At 65.1% G+C, this 22503-nt stretch carries 18 protein-coding genes and 1 pseudogene; 13 read left to right on the top strand and 6 right to left on the bottom strand.

Annotation, left to right across the window (positions count from 1 at the left end; all coding sequences use genetic code 11):
* Positions 1–35: 35 nt before the first annotated feature.
* From EN861_RS05455 to EN861_RS05480, 6 genes are all read left to right on the top strand, one after another.
* Complete coding sequence (locus EN861_RS05455; protein WP_135862765.1) at positions 36–665, top strand: HD domain-containing protein; 630 nt, start codon at positions 36–38, stop codon at positions 663–665.
* The gene (locus tag EN861_RS05460) at positions 662–1756 is read left to right on the top strand and encodes a carnitine 3-dehydrogenase (protein ID WP_127277789.1); all 1095 of its coding nucleotides are present in this window, start codon (positions 662–664) and stop codon (positions 1754–1756) included. The genes EN861_RS05455 and EN861_RS05460 overlap by 4 nt, the downstream gene beginning before the upstream one ends.
* A gap of 4 nt (positions 1757–1760) precedes the next feature.
* On the top strand, positions 1761–2924 hold the full coding sequence (locus EN861_RS05465; RefSeq protein WP_127277788.1) for an acyl-CoA dehydrogenase: 1164 nt from the start codon (positions 1761–1763) through the stop codon (positions 2922–2924).
* 86 nt (positions 2925–3010) lie between these two features.
* Complete coding sequence (locus EN861_RS05470) at positions 3011–5089, top strand: acetate--CoA ligase family protein (RefSeq protein WP_135862767.1); 2079 nt, start codon at positions 3011–3013, stop codon at positions 5087–5089.
* Positions 5082–5864: a carnitinyl-CoA dehydratase gene (locus EN861_RS05475; protein WP_127277786.1), complete on the top strand. Its 783-nt coding sequence runs from the start codon at positions 5082–5084 to the stop codon at positions 5862–5864. Before EN861_RS05470 ends, EN861_RS05475 begins: the two co-directional genes overlap by 8 nt.
* A 100-nt stretch (positions 5865–5964) precedes the next feature.
* On the top strand, positions 5965–6906 hold the full coding sequence (locus tag EN861_RS05480; RefSeq protein WP_127277785.1) for an alpha/beta hydrolase: 942 nt from the start codon (positions 5965–5967) through the stop codon (positions 6904–6906).
* 18 nt (positions 6907–6924) lie between these two features.
* Here the strand turns inward: EN861_RS05480 and EN861_RS05485 are convergent, their stop codons facing one another.
* On the bottom strand, positions 6925–7626 hold the full coding sequence (locus EN861_RS05485; protein WP_189343558.1) for a GntR family transcriptional regulator: 702 nt from the start codon (positions 7624–7626) through the stop codon (positions 6925–6927).
* Between the two features lie 215 nt (positions 7627–7841).
* Between EN861_RS05485 and EN861_RS05490 the strand changes: the two genes are divergently transcribed.
* From EN861_RS05490 to EN861_RS05525, 7 genes are all read left to right on the top strand, one after another.
* Positions 7842–8882, top strand: a complete 1041-nt coding sequence (locus tag EN861_RS05490) for an ABC transporter substrate-binding protein (protein WP_127277784.1) — start codon at positions 7842–7844, stop codon at positions 8880–8882.
* A gap of 75 nt (positions 8883–8957) precedes the next feature.
* Entirely contained in the window at positions 8958–10043 is a 1086-nt protein-coding gene (locus tag EN861_RS05495; RefSeq protein WP_127277783.1) for an ABC transporter ATP-binding protein, read from the top strand.
* On the top strand, positions 10040–10966 hold the full coding sequence (locus EN861_RS05500) for an ABC transporter permease (RefSeq protein ID WP_127277782.1): 927 nt from the start codon (positions 10040–10042) through the stop codon (positions 10964–10966). The genes EN861_RS05495 and EN861_RS05500 overlap by 4 nt, the downstream gene beginning before the upstream one ends.
* Positions 10963–11763, top strand: a complete 801-nt coding sequence (locus EN861_RS05505; RefSeq protein ID WP_127277781.1) for an ABC transporter permease — start codon at positions 10963–10965, stop codon at positions 11761–11763. Before EN861_RS05500 ends, EN861_RS05505 begins: the two co-directional genes overlap by 4 nt.
* 47 nt (positions 11764–11810) lie before the next feature.
* A complete protein-coding gene (ggt, locus tag EN861_RS05510; RefSeq protein ID WP_135862769.1) occupies positions 11811–13397 on the top strand; it encodes a gamma-glutamyltransferase in 1587 nt (528 codons plus the stop codon).
* Between the two features lie 293 nt (positions 13398–13690).
* Positions 13691–15211 (top strand): acyl--CoA ligase, encoded by a 1521-nt coding sequence (locus tag EN861_RS05520; protein ID WP_189343559.1) that lies wholly within the window; start codon positions 13691–13693, stop codon positions 15209–15211.
* A 2-nt stretch (positions 15212–15213) separates the two neighbouring features.
* Positions 15214–16194 (top strand): 2-dehydropantoate 2-reductase, encoded by a 981-nt coding sequence (locus tag EN861_RS05525; RefSeq protein WP_127278044.1) that lies wholly within the window; start codon positions 15214–15216, stop codon positions 16192–16194.
* A 73-nt stretch (positions 16195–16267) separates the two neighbouring features.
* On the opposite strand, the gene EN861_RS05530 is transcribed toward EN861_RS05525, so the two are convergent.
* The 5 genes and pseudogenes from EN861_RS05530 to EN861_RS05555 form a co-directional block, all read right to left on the bottom strand.
* A complete protein-coding gene (locus EN861_RS05530) occupies positions 16268–17107 on the bottom strand; it encodes a hypothetical protein (RefSeq protein WP_135862773.1) in 840 nt (279 codons plus the stop codon).
* Between the two features lie 335 nt (positions 17108–17442).
* Positions 17443–17720 (bottom strand): annotated as a pseudogene (locus tag EN861_RS05535) (branched-chain amino acid ABC transporter permease); the annotation flags it as partial.
* 26 nt (positions 17721–17746) lie between these two features.
* On the bottom strand, positions 17747–19678 hold the full coding sequence (locus EN861_RS36060) for an ABC transporter ATP-binding protein (RefSeq protein WP_135862775.1): 1932 nt from the start codon (positions 19676–19678) through the stop codon (positions 17747–17749).
* A gap of 214 nt (positions 19679–19892) precedes the next feature.
* The gene (locus tag EN861_RS05550; RefSeq protein ID WP_135862777.1) at positions 19893–20837 is read right to left on the bottom strand and encodes an acetamidase/formamidase family protein; all 945 of its coding nucleotides are present in this window, start codon (positions 20835–20837) and stop codon (positions 19893–19895) included.
* Positions 20827–22470 (bottom strand): ABC transporter substrate-binding protein, encoded by a 1644-nt coding sequence (locus tag EN861_RS05555; protein WP_135862779.1) that lies wholly within the window; start codon positions 22468–22470, stop codon positions 20827–20829. Before EN861_RS05555 ends, EN861_RS05550 begins: the two co-directional genes overlap by 11 nt.
* Positions 22471–22503: the final 33 nt, after the last annotated feature.

Below are 22503 nucleotides of genomic sequence, written 5' to 3' on the forward strand. Positions count from 1 at the left end.
TCAAACAAGAAGATTAATTCGCAGGGAGGGTCGCTATGGCTACCGTCAAATTCACCGCGATGAAGGATGGCGACAGGCAAGACCACGAGTTCCTGACCGCCCATGAAATCGACTATGCGGCCAGGACCGGCGAGCGGCTGCTCGACGCGCTGGTCCAGCTCGACGAAGGCCTGTCCGGCTACAAGATCACCCGGCTCGGCCATTCGCTGCAGGCGGCGACACGGGCCTGGCGCGACGGCGCCGACACCGACTGGATCGCCTGCGCGCTGCTGCACGACATCGGCGACATCTACGCGCCCTACAATCACGACGAATACGCCGCTTCGATCCTGAAGCCGTTTGTGCGCGAGCAATGCACCTGGGTGGTGGAGAAACACGGCGACTTCCAGCGCCTCTACTATGCCCACCATCTCGGCGGCAACCGCCATGCCCGCGACCGCTTCGCCGGCCACGCCTATTTCGACGATTGCGACCAGTTCTGCGAGCGCTGGGACCAGTCGAGCTTCGACCCCGACTATGAGACGCTGCCGATCGAATTCTTCCGACCCTTCGTGCTCGAAGTCTTCGCCCGCAAGGCCTACGACCCATCCGTCATCCGCGCCGGCGAGCGCGTGCCTCTCATCGATCCCGAAACCGCCAGGACAAGAACCGGAGCCTCTCAATGAGCATCATCAACAAGGCGGCCGCCATTGGCGGCGGTGTCATCGGGGCCGGCTGGGTCGCGCGCCTGCTCTTGAACGGCATCGACGTCTCCATTTTCGATCCCGATCCGGAAGCTTCACGCAAGGTTTCGGAAGTGATGAAGGGCGCGCGCCGCGCCTATAAGCAGATGGTGCCCGGCGGTCTGCCCAAGGAGGGCAAGCTCACCTTCGCCAAGACGATCGCCGAAGCGGTCGCCGATGCCGATTTCATCCAGGAGAGCGTGCCGGAACGGCTCGATCTCAAGCACAGGGTGCTGGCCGAGATCGATGCGCATGCGCCGGCCAACGCCATTGTCGGCTCCTCGACCTCCGGCATCAAGCCGACCGACATGCAGGTGGCGATGAAGAAGCATCCGGAGCGGCTGGTCGTCGGCCATCCGTTCAACCCGGTCTACCTGCTGCCGCTGGTCGAGATCGTCGGCGGCGACCAGACCTTCCCCGAGGCTGTCGAGGTCGCCAAGGAAATCTATGCCTCGATCGGCATGAAGCCGGTCGTGATCCGCAAGGAGATCGAAGCTTTCGTCGGCGACCGCCTGCTCGAAGCCGCCTGGCGCGAGGCGCTGTGGCTGATCAAGGACGGCATCTGCACGGTCGAGGAACTCGACGACATCATGCGTTATGGCTTCGGCCTGCGCTGGGCGCAGATGGGCATGTTCCAGGTCTACCGCGTCGCCGGCGGCGAGGCCGGCATGCGCCACTTCATGGCGCAGTTCGGGCCCTGCCTGAAATGGCCGTGGACCAAGCTGATGGACGTTCCGGAGTTCAACGACGAGCTGGTCGACCTGATCGCCACCCAGTCGGACGACCAGGCGCACGGCCTGTCGATCCGCGAGCTGGAAAAGATCCGCGACGACAATCTGGTCGCGATCATGGATGCGCTGTCGAAGCAGAACAAGGGCAAGGGCTGGGGCGCCGGCGCGCTGCACAAGGATTATACCAAACAGCTCGCCAAGCTGGCGGCGAAGAAGCCCGCGGCTTCAAAGGCGGCGGAAAAGGCCAAGGCCGCCAAGCCGGTGAAGAAAGCCGAAAAGCCGAAGAAAAAGAAGAAGGGCTGAGACCATGGATTTCGGTCTTTCGGAAGAGCAAAAGCTCATTGTCGAGACGACGCGTGCCTTCGTCGAGAACGAGCTTTATCCGCATGAGCGCGAGGTCGAGCGCACCGGCGTGCTGCGCCGCGAGCTGATCGAGGAGATCAAGGCCAAGGCGATCGAGGCCGGGCTCTATGCCGCCAACATGCCGGCCGATGTCGGCGGCGCGGGGCTCGATACGGTGACCTGGCTGCTTTACGAGAAGGAACTCGGCCGGGCCAATTACGCGCTGCACTGGACCTGCGTGGCGCGTCCTTCCAACATTCTGCTCGCCGGCACGCCGGAGCAGCGCGAAAAGTACCTTTTCCCCTGCATCCGCGGCGAGAAATGGGATTGCCTGGCAATGACAGAGCCGGGCGCTGGCTCCGATCTGCGCGGCATGAAGGCATCAGCCGTGCAGGATGGCGACGACTGGGTGCTGAACGGCACCAAGCATTTTATCTCGCACGCCGATCTCGCCGATTTCGCCATCGTCTTCATGGCCTCGGGCGAGGAGGAGTCTGCGCGCGGCAAACGCAAGAAGATCACCGCCTTCTTCGTCGACAAGGGCACCAAGGGTTTCACGGTGCGCGACGGCTATCGCAACGTCTCGCATCGCGGCTACACCAACGCCATTTTGGAGTTCGACGATTGCCGGCTGCCGGCATCCCAGGTTCTGGGCGAGGTTCACAAGGGCTTCGACGTCGCCAATTCCTGGCTCGGCGCCACGCGTCTGCAGGTCGGCGCCACCTGTCTCGGCCGTGCCGAGCGGGCGCTTGGCCATGCCGTCGAATACGCCGCGCAGCGCCAGCAGTTCGGCCAGCAGATCGGCAAGTTCCAGGGCGTGTCGTTCAAGCTCGCCGACATGGCGACGGAACTCAAGGCCGCCGACCTGATGGTCTTCGAAGCCGGCTGGAAGTACGATCAGGGCACCGTCACCGACCAGGACATGGCCATGGCCAAGCTGAAGGCCACCGAAATGCTCGCCTTTGTCGCCGACGAGGCAATCCAGATCCATGGCGGCATGGGGCTGATGGACGACCTGCCACTGGAGCGCATCTGGCGCGATGCCCGTGTCGAGCGCATCTGGGAAGGCACTTCGGAGATTCAGCGACATATTATTTCGCGGGCGCTGCTGCGTCCGTTCGGCGCTTAGAGCATGATCGCGCAAAGCCGGGATTCGGTTTGTCGGGCAAACGAGATCGTTTGTCCTGAGATCTCGCTCAAAACGAAAAGATGACCATGCATAAACTTGAACGTCTCCTGCGCCCGAAATCGATCGCCGTGTTCGGTGGCGTGCAGGCCGCCGCCGTCGTGGTGCAATCGATCAAGATGGGCTTTGCCGGCGATATCTGGCCGGTGCACCCGACCAAGGACGAGGTTGCCGGATGCAAGGCCTACCGCTCGGTCGCGGATCTGCCCGGCGCGCCGGATGCCGCCTTTGTCGGTGTCAACCGGCACCTGACCATCGAGGTGGTCAAGGCGCTGGCCGAGCGCGGGGCCGGCGGCGCCGTCTGCTTTGCCGCCGGATTTCTCGAAACCGATGCTTATGACGACGACGGCGAACGGCTGCAGGCCGAACTGGTCGCGGCCGCCGGCCAGATGCCGATCATCGGGCCGAACTGCTACGGCCTGATCAACTATGCCGACGGTGCGCTTTTGTGGCCCGACCAACATGGCGGCATCAGGCTGGACGAGGGCGGCAAGGGCGTCGCCATCATCACCCAGTCGTCCAACATCGCCATCAACATGACGATGCAGAAGCGCGGCCTGCCGATCGCCTTCCTGATGACCGCCGGCAACCAGGCGCAGACCGGCCTGTCGGAAATGGCGCTCGGCCTGATCGAGGATGAGCGTGTGACGTCGCTCGGCCTGCATATCGAGGCCTTCGACTCGGTAGCCGGCTTCGAGCGCCTGGCCGCACGGGCGCGCGAGCTCAGGAAACCGATCATCGCCATGAAGGTCGGCCGGTCCGAACAGGCGCGGCAGGCAACCGTTTCGCACACCGCATCGCTGGCCGGCTCGGACGCTGCTTCCGGCGCCTTCCTGAGGCGGCTTGGCATTGCGCGGGTCGATTCCATCCCCGCCTTCATCGAGGCGCTGAAGCTGCTGCACATCACCGGCCCGCTGCCTGGCTACAAGCTCTCGTCGATGAGCTGTTCGGGCGGCGAAGCGTCGGTCATGGCCGACAGTGCCGAAGGGCGCTGGGTCAACTTCCCGGTGCTGACCGACACCCACCGCGCCCATGTCAAATCGACCCTCGGGCCGCTGGTCGCGGTGGCCAACCCGTTGGACTACCACACCTTCATCTGGAACAACGAGCCGGCGATGACGGCCACCTTCACCGCCATGGTGTCGGGCGGCTTCGACTTGAACATGCTGGTGCTCGACTTCCCGCGCCCCGACCGCTGCTCGGTGACCGACTGGTGGGCGACGCTGCGCGCCTTCGAATCGGCGCTGAAGACCAACAAGGCGCATGGCGCCATTGTTTCCTCGCTACCGGAGAACCTGCCCGAGGAATACACCGCCGAGCTGATGGCGCGGGGCATGGTGCCGCTGTTCGGCATTTCCGAGGCGATGGACGCCGCAGGCGCGGCAGCCTTCATCGGCTGGGCATGGGCTGAACCGCAGGCGCAGCCGGTCGACACATCCGCTGCCGGCGCGGCTGGCGGCGACCACGTCACGCCCGACGAGGCCGAAGCCAAGGCGCGGCTGATCAAGGCCGGGCTTCCCGTGCCCAAGGGCGAGCGCGCCGGCAATGCGGTCGAGGCGGTGATTTCGTCCATGGCGCTCGGCTTTCCGGTTGCCCTGAAGGCTCTTGGCGTCACCCACAAATCCGAGGTCGGCGCTGTCCGGCTCAACCTCAAGGATGCCGAGTCGGTCAGCACGGCGGCGCATGACCTGTTGCCGCTCGGCACCGGGCTCTATGTCGAGCGCATGGTGCGCGACGGCGTCGCCGAACTGATCGTCGGCTTCACCAGGGATCCGATGTTCGGCGCCGTCATGACGCTGGGCACCGGTGGCGTGCTGGTCGAACTGCTGCGCGACAGCGTCACGCTGATGCTGCCGGCGACGCGCGACGACATCGAGGCCGCGCTGCGCGGGCTGAAACTGTTCCCGCTGCTCGAAGGCTATCGCGGCCGGCCGAAGGCCGATGTCGCCGCCGCCATAGACGCGATCGCTGGCATCGCCGGTTTCGTGCAGGAGAATGCCGGCGAGATCGAGGAACTCGACATCAATCCGCTGATCGTCTGCACACAGGGCAAGGGCGCCTGGATCGCCGACGCGCTGCTGGTGCTGGGAGAGACCAAGAATGTCTGACGTCATTTCGACTCGCCGCGAAGGCACCATCCTGGAGGTCACGCTCGACCGCCCCAAGGCCAATGCGATCGACCTGAAAACCTCGCGGCTGATGGGCGAGACCTTCAAGGTGTTCCGCGACGACCCGGAACTGCGGGTCGCCATCGTCAAGACCGCCGGCGACAAGTTCTTCTGCGCCGGTTGGGACCTGAAGGCCGCGGCCAGCGGCGACGCGGTCGACGGCGACTATGGCGTCGGCGGTTTTGCCGGGCTGCAGGAGCTGCGTGACCTCAACAAACCGGTCATTGCCTGCGTCAACGGCATGGCGGTCGGCGGCGGCTTCGAGCTGGCGCTGTCCTGCGACCTCATCTACGCCTCGGACCATTCCTCCTTCGCACTGCCCGAAATCCGTGCCGGCACGCTGGCCGACGCGGCGACGATCAAGCTGCCGAAGCGCATCCCTTATCATGTCGCCATGGACCTTCTGCTCACCGGCCGCTGGATGGATGTCGCCGAGGCGCATCGCTGGGGCCTGGTCAACGAGGTGCTGCCCAAGGAAAAGCTCGAGGACCGCGTTTGGGAGATCGCCCGCCTGCTCGCCAGCGGCCCGCCGCTGGTCTTCGCCGCGATTAAGGAGACGGCGCGGGTGGCCGAGGCGCTGACCTTCCAGGATGCGATGAACAAGGTGACGCGCCGGCAGTTGCCGACCGTCGACGCGCTCTATGGGTCGGAGGACGGTATGGAAGGGTTCCGTGCCTTCGCCGAAAAGCGCGAGCCTGTGTGGAAGGGGAAGTGACACTGGAGATGATGGCGCCAGGCACCCCCCTCTGCCCTGCCGGACCCGTTAGGCCAGAGGGCGGCCCCTGGGCGCATTCGTTGCTGTCCGGTCTCCCTTCATGACCGACTACGCAAAACTCATCGATGCCGAGACCTGGGCCTTTATCGAGCGGACCAATTCCTATTATCCGCCCGACACGATCGACTACACGGTCGCGCGGCAGCGCGCGATCTATGACCGGATGTGCCGCGAGTTCTTTGCCGGCTATCCCGAGGGCGTGACGGCCGAAACCACGGTTATCGCCACGCCCGCGCGAGACGTCCCGATCCGCATCTACCGCAACGCGACGCCGGACGATGCGGCGATGGTGGTCTACATCCATGGCGGCGGCTTCATTCTCGGCGGGCTGGACAGCCATGACGATGTCTGTGCCGAACTTTGCGGCCGCACCGGTCATGAAGTGGTTTCGGTCGATTACCGGCTGGCGCCTGAACATCTGCATCCGGCCGCTTTCGATGATGCGATGAGCGCCTTCGAATGGGCGGCCCGTACCTACGATCGCCCGGTCGTGCTGTGCGGCGACAGCGCCGGCGGCAACCTTTGCGCCGCCGTTGCACACGCGACGCGTGGCCATGTGAAAAAGCCGATCGGCCAGGTGCTGATTTATCCCGGTCTCGGCGGCGATCGCTTGCGCGGCTCCTATGTAAGGCACGCCGAAGCGCCGATGCTGACGGTACGCGATCTCGAATTCTACAAGCACATCCGAACCGGGGGCGTGGATCAAACCGGCGACATCACGCTGTCGCCGCTGGCCGATGCCGATTTCGCCAATTTGCCGCCGACCGTGCTGATCACCGCCGAATGCGACCCCTTGTCATCCGACGGCGAGGCTTATCGCGACCGCATCGTCGCGGCCGGCGGGCGCGCCACCTGGTTCGAGGAGCCCGGCCTGGTGCACGGCTATCTCAGGGCCCGGCACAGCGTCGGCCGCGCCCGCGCGAGCTTCACCCGGATCGTCGATGCGGTGGCGACGCTCGGAAAGGGCGGCTGGACCTGGTAGGGCCGGGGGCCATCCCGCTCAGGAGGCCTTGGCCAGGAAACTCTGATAGTCCGATTTCGCCTGCAGCAGGCGCAGCACGTTCTCGCGCGATCCCCGCACATGGGCGCGCGCCAGGGCGCCGGCCTTAGCGGCATCGCCGGCGCAGATCGCCTCGACGATCCGGGCATGCTCGTCGCGGGCGATCTTCCATTCATCGAGCCACAAGAGTTCGGTCCAGACATAATGCTGGCACTTGTCGAGGATGCCGCACAGCATGCCGTGCAGCATCGCGTTGCCGCTGATTTCGGCGATGACACGGTGCAGGTCGATGCCGACTTCCAGTTCCTGGAATTTCTCGCGCGTGGTGCGATCCGGGATGGCGGCCAGCCGTTCGCATTCGGCCAGCATGGCGCGCAGCCGCGCCTTGTCCTTGTCGGTCGCCGCGGTGGCCGCGAGTTCGGTCGCATGGCCGTCGAGCAGTTCGCGGATGTCGAAGGCCTCGCGGAACATGTTGATGTCGAACTCGGTGACGGCATAGCCCTGGCGCGGCCGGCCGGTGACCAGCCCGTCGCGCTCCAGCCGATTGAAGGCTTCGCGCACCGGCGTGCGGCTGACATTGAGTTTCGCCGCGATGTCGCTTTCGGTGACGCGCGAGCCCGGCGGAATCTGGCCGGTCACGATCATCGCCTTGAGCGCGGAATAGACCGAGTCGCGCAGTGTGTTTTTGGTTTCCTTGGCCAAGTTCCGTTCCCAGTTCTCCAGCCGCTTTAGCCGGACATTGCCTCGTTTGTAGTCGCAGTCGGCGCAATTTGCCACGCCTGCGGCATCGTCCCATCGCGTCGAACTGATCGTGCCTGTCGCAGTTGACAACATCGATCTCTCGGCTACATTCTAAATTGTATACAAAATCGCATGCCAAATCAAAAACAAATGGGAACACCGGTCGGAGAACCGAAATGAACAGGATCAGAAACGTTAGCGTTGTGGCGATCGCGGGCCTCGTGGCGGCGTTCGCAGTGCCCGCCGTCGCCGCCGACACGATCACCGTCGCCTCGTGGGGCGGCACCTATCAGGAGGCGCAGACCAAGGCCTTCTTCAAGCCGACCGCCGATGCGCTCGGCATCACCATCAAGGAAGACACCACCAACGGCCTCGACGACGTGCGGCTGCAGGTGACCGGAAATGCAGTGAAGTGGGACATCACCGAGCTCGGCGCCGACGAATGCGCGCGCGGCTCGAAGGAAGGCCTGTTCGAAAAGCTGGATTACGGCATTATCGACAAGAGCGGCATCAACCCGAAATTGGTGCATGACGACTGGGTCGGCATTTCCTACACCTCCGTCGTGTTGATCTACCGGACCGATGTCTTCGGCGACAAGGGCCCGAAGACCTGGGCCGACTTCTGGAACGTGGAAAAATTCCCGGGACGGCGCGCGTTGAGCAGCAGCCAGGCGACGGAGACGCTGAGCGTTGCCGCACTCGCCTCGGGCCTGCCGATCGACAAGGTCTATCCGGTCGATGTCGATAGCGCCTTGAAATCGGTCGACAAGATCCGCGGCCATGTCGATGCCTGGTGGACCTCCGGTGCCCAGGCCATGCAACTGGTGAAGGACGGCGAAGTCGACATGGCGAGCATCTGGAACGGACGCGCCGGCACCCTGAAGAAGGCAGGCGCGCCGGTCAGCTTCTCCTTCGACCAGGGCGTGCTCACCGCCGACTGCATGGTCATCCCCAAGGGCGCCAAGAACAAGGAAGCGGCGATGAAAGCGCTGGCGATGTTCGTCAGCCCGCAATTGCAGGCCAATCTGCCGCTCTATGTCGACAATGGGCCGGTCAACGAGAAGGCCTTCGAGACCGGCAAGATCCCGCCCGAGCGGATCAAGGACATCAATTCGGCGCCCGAAAACGTCAAGAAGCAGGTGCTGCAGGATGCCGAGTTCTGGCGCGACAACCTTGTCGAGGCGACGGAGAAGTTCAACAATCTGATCCAGCAATAGGCCGGAACCCTGACATTGCGGGGCGGCGCGAACGCCGCCCTGCTCCTTCAGCCTTCTGCCCAGGAGAGAAGAACCTTGTCCATTGCACCATCCGCGCTGCCGATCAGCATGCGCCGGATCGAGAAGAGATTTGGCAGCGTGCCGGTGCTGCGCGACCTGAACCTCGATGTCGAGGCCGGCGAGTTCCTGACCCTGCTTGGCCCCTCCGGCTCGGGAAAGACGACGCTGCTGATGATCCTGGCCGGTTTCGTCAGGGCCAATGCCGGGAGCATCAAGGTCGGCGGCGACGAGATCATCACCACGCCGCCGCACAGGCGCAATATCGGCATGGTGTTCCAGAACTATGCGCTGTTTCCGCATATGAACGTCTTCCACAACATCGCCTTCCCGCTGAAACAGCGCGGCGTCGCGGCCGGCGAGACGGCGCAGCGGGTGGAGAAGGCGCTGGAGCTGGTGAAATTGCAGGGACTGGGCGAGCGCCGCGTCGACCAGCTCTCCGGCGGCCAGCGCCAGCGTGTGGCCCTGGCGCGCGCCATCGTCTTCGAGCCGCGCATCGTCTTGATGGACGAACCGCTGTCGGCGCTCGACAAGGGCCTGCGCGAGCACATGCAGATCGAGTTGCGCGCGCTTCATCGCCGTCTTGGCATGACGACGGTCTATGTCACGCACGACCAGCGCGAAGCCATCACCATGTCTGACCGCATCGCCGTGATGAACGGCGGCCGCATTGAACAGCTCGATCGGCCCGAAACGCTTTACGCCGCGCCGAAGACACAGTTCGTGGCCGGCTTCATAGGCGAATCGAACTTCATCCCGGTCGAAAGCCGCAACGGATCGGTCTGGTATGGGGACAGGCGGATCCAGACCGGGGCACCGACACCGCCGGCTGGCCCGCATCTGATGGTGGTGCGACCGGAGAAGCTCAGGCTGGTCACGGCAGCTGACCCGTCGGCCGGCATCAATGTGCTCGAAGCGACGGTCAGCGACATCATTTACCAGGGCGACAGTTTCGTTTGCTACGCCAGCCTGCGCGACGGCCGGCAGCTGACGTTGCGCGACTATTGCCGCAGCGATGTGCTGGCCAGGATGCCGGCGCCCGGCCAGCCGATCATGCTCGGCCTCGACGCGAAGGACACGATCCTGGTGGCGGCCGAGGGATGAGCGCGCAATCCGCCCTGCTGAAGGAGATCGCCGGCCCGGCAGGGCAGGATCTCAACGCGCAGGCGCTGCGCGCCGACGCGCGGCGTGAGTCGCTGCGGCTGCTGGCGCTGCTGGCGCCGAGCCTGTTCCTCGTCTGCGCCATCATCATCGTGCCGATCGGCTGGCTGTTCTGGCTGTCGCTGTTCGACGAGACCGGCGCCTTCAGCGCCGCCAATTATGCGCGTTTCTTCGAACAGGCCTCCTACATCAAGACCTTCATCAGCACCTTCAAGGTCGCCTTCATCGTCACCGGCGCCTGTGTGCTGCTCGGCTATCCCCTGGCCTATATGCTGTCGCAACTGCCGCGCCGGGCCGCGTCGATCTGCCTGATCTTCGTCATCCTGCCGTTCTGGACCTCGGTGCTGGTGCGCACCTATGCCTGGCTGGTGATCCTGCAGCGCAAGGGCCTGATCAACAGCTGGCTGATCGATCTGGGCGTGATCAGCCAACCGCTGTCGCTCGCCAACAATTTCTCCGGCGTGGTCATCGGCATGACGCACATATTGCTGCCATTTCTCGTTTTGCCGCTCTATGCCTCGATGAAGACCATCGACACCGACTGCCTGCGCGCCGGCATGAATCTCGGCGCCGGCCCGGCCGCGACGTTCCGGCAGGTCTTCTTTCCGCTGTCGCTGCCCGGCCTCGCCTCGGGCGTGGTCATCGTCTTCGTGCTGTGCCTCGGCTTCTTCGTCACCCCGGCGCTGATGGGGGGCGGCAAGGTGGTGATGTGGGCGATGCGCATGGAACAGACCACCAGCCTCTATTCCAACTGGGGCGCCGGTGCGGCACTCGGCGTCGTGCTGCTGGTGGTCACGCTGGCGCTGCTCGGCCTGTTCCAGTGGCTGCTCGGCGCGCGCGCCACCGGCGTATGGAGCTCGCGATGAGCGACGGTATCGGCCTGCCGATCTCGCACCGGCAACGCCTGTGGCTCTACGGCTTCGGCGGCCTCGTGCTGTTGTTCCTGATCGCGCCGTCGGTCATCATCGTCATCATGTCGTTTTCGGATTCGACGCTGCTGCAATTCCCGCCGCAGCAATGGTCGCTGCGCTGGTACCAGAGCTATTTCCAGTCGCTGGAATGGCGCGATGCGACCATCGTGTCGGTCAAGGTAGCTATCATGACCGCGCTGGTGGCGACGCCGCTCGGCACCACTGCCGCCTATGCGATCAACCGGGGCACGCTGCGCTTCAACGGCACCATCAACGCGCTGCTCACGGCGTCGCTGATCATCCCGGTGATCCTGGTCGGTATCGGCACCTTCTTCCTCTACGCGCGCATCGGCCTCAACAACACGCTGACCGGCCTCGTTATCGCGCATACGGTGCAGGCGCTGCCGCTGGTGGTGCTGACGGTGCTTTCGGGCCTGCGCTCCTACGACATGAACCAGGAGCGGGTGGCGCGCAGCCTGGGTGCGGGACGCATCGCGGCCTTCTGGCAGGTAACGATGCCGCAGATCCGCTTCTCGATCGTCTCGGGCGCGCTATTTGCCTTCATCACCTCCTTCGACGAAGTTGTCGTCTCGCTGTTCATCTCGGGCGGCGAGACCACCACCCTGACGCGCCGCATGTTCAACGCGCTGCGCGACCAGATCGACCCGACCATCGCTGCCATCTCGACCTGCCTGATCGTGCTGTCGGTGCTGCTTTTGTCGCTGGCACAGATTTTCGGCCGGCGGCATTGATTTCATCGGACCAATTCGCAGAAATGACCTAGGGATATCCAGACAGAATGCGTGATTTCCAGTTTCCCGGCCGCTCGCCGGTTCGTGCCACCGAAGCGATCGCCGCGACATCGCATCCGCTTTCGACGCTTGCGGCCATCGAGATGCTGCGCGTCGGCGGCAATGCGATGGATGCCGCCATCTGCGCCGCCGCCGTGCAGGGCGTGGTCGAGCCGCAATCGACCGGCATCGGCGGCGATTGCTTTGTCCTTTACTGCCCCAGGGGACAGAGCGAGGTGCTGGCCTTCAACGGCTCTGGCCGGGCGCCGGCGGCCGCGACCGTCGACTGGTATCGCGACAAGGGCTTTAGCGAACTTCCCAAACAGGGGCCGCATGCGGTGACCGTGCCGGGCGCCATCGACGCCTGGTGCCGGCTGCTGGAAGACCATGGCAGCAAGAGCCTGGCCGAGGTGCTGGCGCCGGCGATCCACTATGCCGAGAACGGCTATGTCGTGCACGACCGCGTCGCCTTCGACTGGGCCGAACCCGAAACCGACCTTTCCGCCGACGAGCATGCCGCCCGCATCTTCCTGCCGGGTGGCGTGGCGCCCAAGGCCGGCGACGTGCACCGGCAGCCGGAGCTTGCCGCCACCCTGCGCATCATCGCCAAACAGGGCCGCGCCGGTTTCTACGAAGGCGCGATGGCCGACGACATGGTGCGCCGGCTCAAGGAACTGGGCGGGCTGCATTCGCATGAGGATTTTGCCGCGACCCGGGGCGACTATGTGGCGCCGGTGAGCATCAGCTATGGCGGCCACGAGATCCACCAGATGCCGCCGAACAACCAGGGCCTGACGGCGCTGTTGATGCTGAACGTGCTGTCGGGCTTCAAGCTTGGCGAGCTCGATCCCAACGGCGCCGAGCGCCTGCATCTGGAGATCGAGGCCGGGCGGCTGGCCTATCGCGACCGAGACCGTTTCGTCGGCGACCAGGACCGTGTCCAGGTGCCGGTGCGAGAGCTCCTGTCGACCGCCTATGCCGAGCGGCTGCGCGCCCAGATCGACCGCGAGCGCGCCATGACCCACCTGCCGGATGTGCAACTGCCCGGCAGCGACACGGTCTATATCTCGATTGTCGACCGCGACCGCAACGCGGTCTCGTTCATCAACTCGACCTATTATTCCTTCGGCAGCGGCGTGGTCGGCCCGAAGAGCGGCGTGGTCCTGCAGAACCGCGGCTCAAGCTTCCGCCTCGATCCGGCGCACCCCAACGCGATCGCGCCCGGCAAGCGGCCGATGCACACGATCATGCCGGGCATGGCGACAAGGAACGGCCGCGTGGTGATGCCGTTCGGCGTGATGGGCGGCGGCTACCAGCCCTTCGGCCATGTCCACCTTCTGACCAACATGATCGATTTCGGCATGGACCCGCAGCAGGCGCTGGACGCGCCGCGCGTGTTCTACAATGACGGCATGGTGGAGGCGGAGCGCAACGTGCCCACCGAGGCGATCGAAGGCCTGCGCCGGCGCGGCCACGCCATCGCCGAGCCGCACCATCCGCTCGGCGGCGGACAGGCGGTGCTGATCGACTGGGAGAAGGGAACGCTGACCGGGGCGTCGGACCCGCGCAAGGACGGGATGGCGCTGGGATATTGAGGTATGGGTACCGGTAGAGCGTACTGATGGGATTCAGTTCAAGGTTGCTCGCTACTTCTCCAGGCGCTGGCGCTGCCCCTCACCTGCCTGCCGGCATCCTCTCCCCGTATAGTGACGGGGGAGAGGGACGCTCCGCTCCCTCGGCGCTTTTCTGCAACGCTGGCAGTTGGCGAAACCATCGGCGAACAGCCCTTTCCCCCGTCGCTATACGGGGAGAAATGCCCGGCAGGGCAATGAGGGGCGGCGCGAACCTCCGCTGGACTTTCACAAGCTTTGAAACATAGTCGGTGATCATGACCCAAACCCACCCAGACCTCTCCCGCCGCCTCGCCGCCGGAGACGACAACGCCCCCGCCATCCTGGCGCCCGACAGGCCCACGCTGACCCATGGCGGTCTGCGCGCGCTGATCGCCGCCACCGCCACTCAGCTGCACGCCCTCGGCATCGGCCAGGGCGACCGGGTGGCGATCGTGCTGCCGAACGGACCGGAGATGGCGACGGCCTTCATCGCGGTGGCGGCCACAGCCTCGACGGCGCCGCTCAATCCGGCCTACCGGGCCGACGAACTCGATTTCTATCTCACCGACATCGGCGCCAAGGCTATCCTCGTCGCGGAGACCGAGACCGGTCCGGCCGTGACGGTGGCCGAGCGTCTCGGCATCGGCGTGCTGCGGCTCATCGTGCAGCCAGATGCTCCGGCCGGCAGCTTCATCATCGAGGGCAAGGCGGTCGGCCCGCAGGCGGCGCCCGCCATGGCGGGGGACGACGACATCGCGCTGTTGCTGCACACCTCCGGCACGACGTCGCGGCCCAAGCTGGTGCCGCTCAGCCATGCCAATGTCGCGGCCTCCGCCCGCCATATCGGCGCGACGCTCGGCCTGACGGCCAGCGATCGCTGCCTCAACATCATGCCGCTGTTCCACATCCATGGGCTGATCGCGGCGGTGCTGTCGTCGCTCGCCGCCGGCGGCAGCATCTACTGCACGCCGGGCTTCAACGCGCTGCGCTTCTTCCAATGGCTGAGTGACGCGAAACCAAGCTGGTACACGGCCGTGCCGACCATGCACCAGGCGATCCTGGCGCGCGCGGCGCGCAATGAAGGCGTGCTGGCAGCAGCTAAGCCGCGCTTCATCCGCTCGTCCTCGGCATCGCTGCCGGCGCAGGTCATGGCCGAACTCGAAGCGACCTTCGGCTGCCCGGTCATCGAATCCTATGGGATGACCGAGGCCGCGCACCAGATGGCCTCGAACCGGCTGCCGCCGGGCTTGCGCAAACCGGGCAGCGTCGGTGCGGCGGGCGGACCCGAAGTGGCGGTCATGGCGCCGGACGGACGGCTGATGCAGGCCGGCGAAACCGGCGAGATCGTCATTCGCGGACCCAATGTCACGTCAGGCTACGAGAAGAACCCGGACGCCAACGCCACGGCCTTTGCGCATGGCTGGTTCCACACCGGCGACCAGGGCGTGCTCGACGGCGACGGCTATCTCAAGGTTACCGGCCGGCTGAAGGAGATCATCAACCGCGGCGGCGAAAAGATCTCGCCGCTCGAGGTCGACGACGTGCTGATGGACCATCCGGCGGTGGCGCAGGTCGTCACCTTCGCCATGCCGCATGACAAGCTTGGCGAGGAGGTGGCGGCGGCCGTGGTGCTGCGCGAAGGCATGAGCGCCACCGAGGGCGATATCCGCGCCCACGCCGCGACCCGGCTCGCCGATTTCAAGGTGCCGCGCAAGGTGCTGATCCTGGACGAGATCCCCAAGGGCGCCACCGGCAAGCTGCAGCGCATCGGGCTCGCCGCCAAGCTCGGGCTCTGACGATGAAGATCACCATCTTCGGCGCCGGCGCCATCGGCGGCTATCTCGCGGCCAAGCTGGCCATCGCCGGCCGCACCGATCTGTCGATCGTCGCCCGCGGCGCGCATCTCGAAGCGATCAAGGCAGATGGCCTGCGCCTGATCGAGGACGGACAGGAAACGACCGCCCCGGTCAGGGCCGCCGCCAAGGCGGAAGAGCTTGGCGCGCAGGATTATGTCGTGCTGGCGCTGAAGGCGCATTCCGTCGCGCCCGCGCTCGACCAGATCGCACCGCTGCTTGGGGACCACACATCCGTCGTCACCATGCAGAACGGCGTGCCGTGGTGGTATTTCTACAAGGCCGGCGGCGCGCTCGAAGGCACCAGGCTGCAGCAGGTCGATCCCGGCGGCACGGTCTGGGAACGGCTCGGCCCGCAGCGTGTCATCGGCTCGGTCGTCTATCCCGCCGTCGAGGTCGACGCGCCCGGCCTCATCCGCCATGTCGAGGGCAGGCGCTTCTCGCTCGGCGAGCCCTCGGGCGAGAAGAGCGAACGGACCATGCTTCTGGCCGGGGAGTTGGTCAAGGCCGGGCTGCAGGCGCCGGTCCGCGACGACATACGCGGCGAAATCTGGATAAAGCTGTGGGGCAACCTCTCCTTCAATCCGATCTCGGCGCTGACCGGCAGCACGCTGGCGGGAATCGTCGCCGACGAGGGCACCCGCACGCTCGCCCGCGCCATGATGCTGGAAGCGCAGGCGATCGGCGAAAGCCTCGGCGTGCGCTTCCCCATAGACGTCGACCGCCGCATCAAGGGCGCCGGCGATGTCGGCGAACACAAGACCTCGATGCTGCAAGACCTGGAACGCGGCCGCCCTATGGAGATCGACGCGCTGGTGGGCGCGGTGCAGGAACTGGGGCGGCTGACGGGGCAGCCGACGCCGGCGATCGATGGGGTGCTGGCGCTGGTGCGGCGGCTGGCGGTGGAGCGCGGGTGTTACGGGTGAGGAGGCGGGCTGAGGCTGCGCTTGCGCGCCATCCCTCTCGACAAGAGCTGAACGCGATCGAAAGCAGGCGTGCTCAGTTGGTGCTGGTTGTGGCGGTAAACCCGCACTGCTTCTGTTCCATCTCGATCTGTTTCGTGATGCGGACGGCGTTCTGTGCGTAGGCCTCCGTCACGGAGCCACTATTCACGGTCTTGTCCTTCAGTGGGCTGACGCCCGCGCAGAGGTGGAAAACATGCGGCTCCGTGGACTTCGCGGCTCCGTTTTCGGGCGCGATCCAGTAGACGACATCCTGACCGGCGGGGTGACTCGCATCCTGCGTCGCCGTCGCCACCGCGGCGGTGTCCGTGGCGATCGCCTGCGCCTGGGCGGCGACGTCGGGCGAACAGGCGGTGGTGGGCTGCCCCGACTTGATCTGGGCTGCGCAGGCGTTCATATCCTGGGTGTATTGTTCGACCGACGGGGGTTTGAAACTGATCCCCATGACAGTCGCGAGCACGGCCAGCGCAGCGCCGAGGCCGCCGGCAACCTTCTTGGTCTGCGGATCCATGTTTTTGTCGGTGAGGATCAGGAAAACCAGCGGGAGGAAGGCTATCAGCGTGATGATTGCGCCGAGCTGGTTTTGGAAGAAGAACCTGGCTGTGTCGGATGCACGGGCCGGATCGTGCCTGTTGGCCGCCTTCCACAGCAAATTGCCGGCGATTGCGAAAATCGCAATGCCGACCAGAAGGCCGATGATCAGCGGCAGGTGTCCCTGGTCGAACCTGTTCTGGCGAAGCAGAATAATCCCGTAGATCTCGCCGCCAATGGCGACGATCCACGACAGCGCGGCGAAAAGGCGAAGACGCGTGGCGGAGGACTTCTGGCCCTGCGTCGCTTGCCAATCCTTGGTAACGTCTGGCTTGTTGTCGGTCATTGACCAGATCCCCTGATATCGACACTTATGCGAGCGGCATTGGACCAGAAGGCCAACCCGCCCTGCGCTGCGTCATTCAACAAACGTCACCTGCCTTAGCGACGCGGCGAAAACGCGAACACCATAGCAGGCTTCATCCCCATCCATATTGCGCATGATTGGATCCGTCCATACCCACGGAGGCGGACGCCTATGCGGCGATAGCTCCGTTCTTCTTCATCTCCGGCTCGAACTTGACGCTGCCTTCTCGCTTGCCTCGCCGATCAAGACGTTCCTATTCTGGGCAAAGCGCCCTTCGCGGCCCGCTCAATCGCGGTTAGTCGATCTGGAGCTGATCAGCCCCTGCCCGGCCGTTTGAGAAGCCGCGCGTAAAGTTCGCCGACGATGTCGCGTCGGAAAATGAGCACGCACACCATGAAGATCAGCCCCGTCGCGATGGTCACCGGGAAGCCTGACGTGGCCAGCGTGTTTTCCAGGCCGACGACGAGGCTGGCGCCGATGATCGGGCCGACCATGGTGCCGATGCCGCCGAGAAGCGTCATCAGGATCACCTCGCCCGACATCTGCCAGGTGACGTCGGTGAGGTGGCGAACTGGAAGACGATCGCCTTGAGGGAGCCCGGCCAGCGGCGGCCGTCCCTCAGCCCTCGGTGGCGACGAGATGGCCGTCGCCGACGTCGCTCAGCGCCAGTTTCAGCGGCGCCTCGCCGATCCGGCGCGTCGCGCTGGGGATTTCCTGATCGAGGCGGTCGAAACGGTTTCTGCGCCGCGCGGGATCGGGCACCGGCACGGCTTCGATCAGCCTTTTGGTGTAGGGGTGGCGCGGGTTTGAAAAAACCTGGTCGCGCGAGCCCATCTCGACGATCTGGCCGAGATACATGACGGCGACACGGTCGGAGATGTTCTCGACCACGGCCATGTCGTGCGAGATGAAGAGATAGGCGACACCGAATTCGCGCTGCAGTTCCTTCAACAGGTCGAGCACGCGCGCCTGCACCGAGACGTCGAGCGCGGAGACGCTTTCATCGGCGATGATCAGTTTTGGCCTGAGCGCCAGCGCACGCGCGATGCAGACACGCTGGCGCTGGCCGCCGGAGAACTCGTGCGGATAGAGCTCCATCTGATCCGATGATAGGCCGACACGATCGAACAAGGCCGCGACCCGCTCGCGGCGCTCTTCCTTCGAGGCGATGCCGTGGATGACCAGCGGCTCGGCGACGAGGTCGCCGACGCGCATGCGCGGGTCGAGCGAAGCAAACGGATCCTGAAAGATCATCTGCACGTCGCGGCGCACCGCCTTGCGTTCGTCGCGGCCGAGGCCGGAGAGGTTGCGGCCGCCGACGACAATATCGCCGCTATACGGCACCAGCCCGGCCAGCGCCTTGGCGGTGGTCGACTTGCCGCAGCCTGATTCGCCGACCAGCGCCAGCGTCTCGTTGGGCGCGATCGAGAAGCTGACGCCCTCGACGGCATGGACGCGGCGGGTGACCCGACCGAAGACGCCGCCGCGCAGGTCGAAGCGGACGTGGAGGTCTTTGACCATGGCGACGGGGGTTGAGTGCTCGGCGGAAGGCCCCCTCATCCGGCCCTGCGGGCCACCTTCTCCCCGTGGGGGAGAAGAGGAGGTTGACGCCACGGCCAGTTCCTCCTCTTTCCGTTGGGCAAAGGAGACTGGCGCAAACGTCGAAGAACTCCTCTCCCCTGGGGGAGAGGTCAGCCGAGCGGAGCGGAGGCTGGGTGAGGGGGCCAGCGCCGAGTCCGGATCCCGTCGCTTGCCGATGCGCGGCACGGCGGCGAGCAGCTCGCGCGTATAATCGGCTTGCGGGTGAGCGAAAATGTCAGATGTCTTGCCTTCCTCGACCATGCTTCCATGCCGCATGATGATGACGCGGTCGGCCATCTCGGCGACCACGCCCATGTCGTGGGTGATCAGGATGACGCTGGTGCCATGCTTTTGTTGCAGGTCGCGCAGCAGCTCCAGCACCTCGCCCTGCACGGTGACGTCGAGCGCCGTCGTCGGCTCGTCGGCGATCAGCACGTCGGGCTCCAGCGCCAGCGCCATGGCGATCATCACCCGCTGGCGCATGCCGCCGGAGAGCTCGTGCGGAAACTGTTTTAGCCGGCTTTCGGCTTCCGAAATGCGCACCGCCTTCAGCGCCTCGATGGCACGCTGGCGGGCCTGCGCAGGCGTCAGGCTGGTGTGCGCCTCGATGGATTCGGTGAGCTGGCGACCGATCGACAGCACCGGATTGAGCGATGTCATCGGCTCCTGGAAGATCATGGCGATACGGTCGCCGCGGATACGGCGCATGCGGCGTTCGTCAAGCGTGGTCAGCTCGGTGTCGGCCAAACGGATGGTGCCGGCGGAGATGCGCGCGGCGGGCTGCGGCAGCAGCTGCATGATGGCAAGCGCGGTCATGGACTTGCCGGAGCCGGACTCGCCGGCGATGCAGAGTGTTTCGCCACGCTCGAGCGTCAGGGAGAGGTTGGAGACGACCTCGCGGGAGCCCTCCTCGCCGCGCACGGAGACGGAGAGGTTGGCGATGGTGAGGATGGGGTTGGTGGTGGTCATTGCAGGCGCAGGCTTCCGAGAGGTTTAGCGCGGCACGCCCCCTTCTGTCCTGCCGGACATCTCCCCCTCGAGGGGGGAGATTGAACGGCACGCAGGCCTTCGCCAATTTCCAACGCTGCAATCGGGGAAGCCGGCATGAATGACAGCCAATCTCCCCCCTTGAGGGGGAGATGCCCGGCAGGGCAGAGGGGGGTGCCTTGGCGCTGACCTGGCCTCATTCAAACACGCAACGCGGAAAATAGAACGACACCACCCAGTTGGGCATATCGACGATCTCGCTGATGCGGAGATCGCCGCAGACCGATGCCAGCATGTAGGCCTCGACGGGATCTATTCTGTAGCGGCCCGCCAACAGGTCGACCATCTGGGCGACCGCTTCCTTCGCGCCGGTCATCAGGTCGGGGCCTATGCCGGTCGTCACCTCATAGCCCTTGGCGTCGAGATGGCGCGTCACCGGGCCAGATGTGGTGAAGCGCGGCGTCTTCAGCCGCGCATCTTTCACCAAATCGAGCTTGAGCACGACGTCCATCGGGCTTTCGATCGCGGTGCCGCAGACCTCGCCGTCGCCTTGCGCGGCATGGGTGTCGCCGACCGAGAACAGCGCGCCCGCCACCTCCACCGGCAGATAGAGCGTGGTCCCGGCGGCAAGGTCGCGAATGTCGAGATTGCCGCCGACGCGACGTGGCGGCACCACCGAGTGGTGGCCCATCTCGGCCAGTGCATTGCCGATGGTGCCGGCAAAGGGCTTCAACGGCACGCGGGCGTTTTTGCCGAACAATGCTGGCTCCAGTGAAGCCGCATCGTATTTCCAGATGTTCAGCGCCGGCTCCTTGAAGTCGTCGGCGAGCAGGCCGAAGCCCGGAATGTTCGCCGTCCAGCCGAAGCCGGACGGTTTGAACATCTCGATCGTCACCTTCAGCGCATCGCCGGGCTCGGCACCCTCGACGAAGATCGGTCCGGTAACCGGATTGATCCCCGCGAAGTCGAGCTTGGCAATGTCGGCGGCGGTGCTATCGGGCCTCAGCTGGCCACCGCCGGCATCGAGGCACTGGAACTCGATGGTGGAGCCGGGCGCCACGCGCTGCGCCGGGACAAACGAATTGTCCCAGCCGAAATGGTGGTGGCGCCCGTGGATGGTGTAGTCGCAGTTATTGCACATCTTTTACGTACACATTGTCGTAGTTGATCGGAACGTGGACCGGGTCGACATAGAGGTTGTCGGCGCCTCCCATGCGGGCCGATTTCATGGTGAATCGCTGCTCGTTGAAGACCGGCGCCCAGGGCGCGTCCACCATGATCTTCGCGTAGATGTCGCTCCACATCTTGCTGCGCTCCCCGGCCTTCGCAGGGTCGACAATCGAGTCGGCCTCGGCCGCCTTGGCGTCGAGTTCCTTGTTGCAATACCACGACCAGTTCCAGCCGCCCGGCACGGCACCGGCGCAGCCCAGGATTGGACCGTAGAAGTTCGACGGATCGGGGAAGTCGGCGATCCAGCCCATGCCGCCCGACCAGATCATCGGCGCGCCGGCCTTGTCGCCGCCGGCGGCGATGACGTTGGCCTGCGCCAGCGACTGGATGCTGGCCTTGATGCCGATTGCCGCGAGGTCCTGCTGGATCGCCTGGGCGATGCGTGGGTTGGGGTCGGTGTTCATGGCGAACAGTTGCGTCTCGAAACCATCGGGGTGGCCGGCCTCGGCAAGCAGCGCCTTGGCCTTGGCGACGTCGTAGGGATAACCCTTGTAGGCCTTGTCGTAGCCCGGCATCGACGGCGGCAGCGGCTGGTTGGCCGGCACAGCGCGGCCGTTGATGATCTGGATGATGCGCGCCTTGTTGAGCGCCATGTTGACGGCCTGGCGCACCTTCACATTGTCGAACGGCGCCATGGTGGTGTTCATGGTGACATAGCCGGTGTGCAGCTGGCCGCCCTCGACGACGCGCGCCTTCTGCTCGGGATCGGCCATCACCTCCTGGAATTTTGCCGGAGGAATGCCGTCGAGCGGCAGGTCGATCTCACCTTTCTGCAGGCGCAGCAAAGCCACGATCGGCTCCTGGCCAACCTCGAAGGTGATCTTGTCGAGATGCGGCAGGCCTTTGTGCCAATAGTCCGGATTGCGTTCGAAGACGATGCGCTGGCCGAGCGTCCACTCGGCGAGTTTGAACGCCCCGGTGCCGACCGGATGCTTGCCGAAATCGGCGCCATATTTTTCGACCTCTTCCTTCGGCACGACATGCGAGAAGTTGATGGCCATGACATGCAGGAAGGTGGCATCGGGGCGGGTCAGCTCGAACTTGACCGTGTAGGGGTCGACGACGGTGACGCCGGAGAGGCCCTCGGCCTTGCCCGCGGCGACATCGTCATAACCCTTGATCGAGCCGAAGAAGCCGGCGCCGGGGCTCTGCGTCTTGGGGTTGGTGACGCGGTCGAGCGAATATTTGACGTCGTCGGCCGTCATCTCGCGGCCATTGTGGAATTTCACGCCGTGGCGCAGCTTGAAGGTGAAGGTCTTGCCGTCGGGCGAAATCTCGTAGCTCTCGGCGAGGTCGGGCTTGAGGTTGGTGGTGCCGGGCTCGTAATCCATAAGTCCGTCGAACAGGCTCTTGATCATCGACCAGTTCTGCCAGTCATAGCCGATCGCCGGATCGAGCGTCGTGACATCGTCCTTGTATGTGGCGATGATTTCGCCGCCCTGCCTGGCGTTGGGGTCGATCGTTTCCTCGGCGCGGGCGCTGGTCATGCCGAGCATCAGCGCCAAGGCCGATGCGGCGACGGTCGATGCGAGAAACTTCTTCATTGTCGTGTTCCCTTTCTCTGTTTGTTTTCTGGT

The organism is Mesorhizobium sp. M8A.F.Ca.ET.218.01.1.1, from assembly GCF_004791165.1.
In the GTDB taxonomy this organism is placed as follows: Bacteria; Pseudomonadota; Alphaproteobacteria; order Rhizobiales; family Rhizobiaceae; genus Mesorhizobium.

Coding starts and splice junctions, on each gene's coding strand:
- EN861_RS05455 (WP_135862765.1), top strand. CDS start 36: ATGGCTACCGTCAAATTCACCGCGATGAAGGATGGCGACAGGCAAGAC.
- EN861_RS05460 (WP_127277789.1), top strand. CDS start 662: ATGAGCATCATCAACAAGGCGGCCGCCATTGGCGGCGGTGTCATCGGG.
- EN861_RS05465 (WP_127277788.1), top strand. CDS start 1,761: ATGGATTTCGGTCTTTCGGAAGAGCAAAAGCTCATTGTCGAGACGACG.
- EN861_RS05470 (WP_135862767.1), top strand. CDS start 3,011: ATGCATAAACTTGAACGTCTCCTGCGCCCGAAATCGATCGCCGTGTTC.
- EN861_RS05475 (WP_127277786.1), top strand. CDS start 5,082: ATGTCTGACGTCATTTCGACTCGCCGCGAAGGCACCATCCTGGAGGTC.
- EN861_RS05480 (WP_127277785.1), top strand. CDS start 5,965: ATGACCGACTACGCAAAACTCATCGATGCCGAGACCTGGGCCTTTATC.
- EN861_RS05490 (WP_127277784.1), top strand. CDS start 7,842: ATGAACAGGATCAGAAACGTTAGCGTTGTGGCGATCGCGGGCCTCGTG.
- EN861_RS05500 (WP_127277782.1), top strand. CDS start 10,040: ATGAGCGCGCAATCCGCCCTGCTGAAGGAGATCGCCGGCCCGGCAGGG.
- EN861_RS05505 (WP_127277781.1), top strand. CDS start 10,963: ATGAGCGACGGTATCGGCCTGCCGATCTCGCACCGGCAACGCCTGTGG.
- ggt (WP_135862769.1), top strand. CDS start 11,811: ATGCGTGATTTCCAGTTTCCCGGCCGCTCGCCGGTTCGTGCCACCGAA.
- EN861_RS05520 (WP_189343559.1), top strand. CDS start 13,691: ATGACCCAAACCCACCCAGACCTCTCCCGCCGCCTCGCCGCCGGAGAC.
- EN861_RS05525 (WP_127278044.1), top strand. CDS start 15,214: ATGAAGATCACCATCTTCGGCGCCGGCGCCATCGGCGGCTATCTCGCG.
- EN861_RS05530 (WP_135862773.1), bottom strand. CDS start 17,107: ATGACCGACAACAAGCCAGACGTTACCAAGGATTGGCAAGCGACGCAG.
- EN861_RS36060 (WP_135862775.1), bottom strand. CDS start 19,678: ATGACCACCACCAACCCCATCCTCACCATCGCCAACCTCTCCGTCTCC.
- EN861_RS05550 (WP_135862777.1), bottom strand. CDS start 20,837: ATGTGCAATAACTGCGACTACACCATCCACGGGCGCCACCACCATTTC.
- EN861_RS05555 (WP_135862779.1), bottom strand. CDS start 22,470: ATGAAGAAGTTTCTCGCATCGACCGTCGCCGCATCGGCCTTGGCGCTG.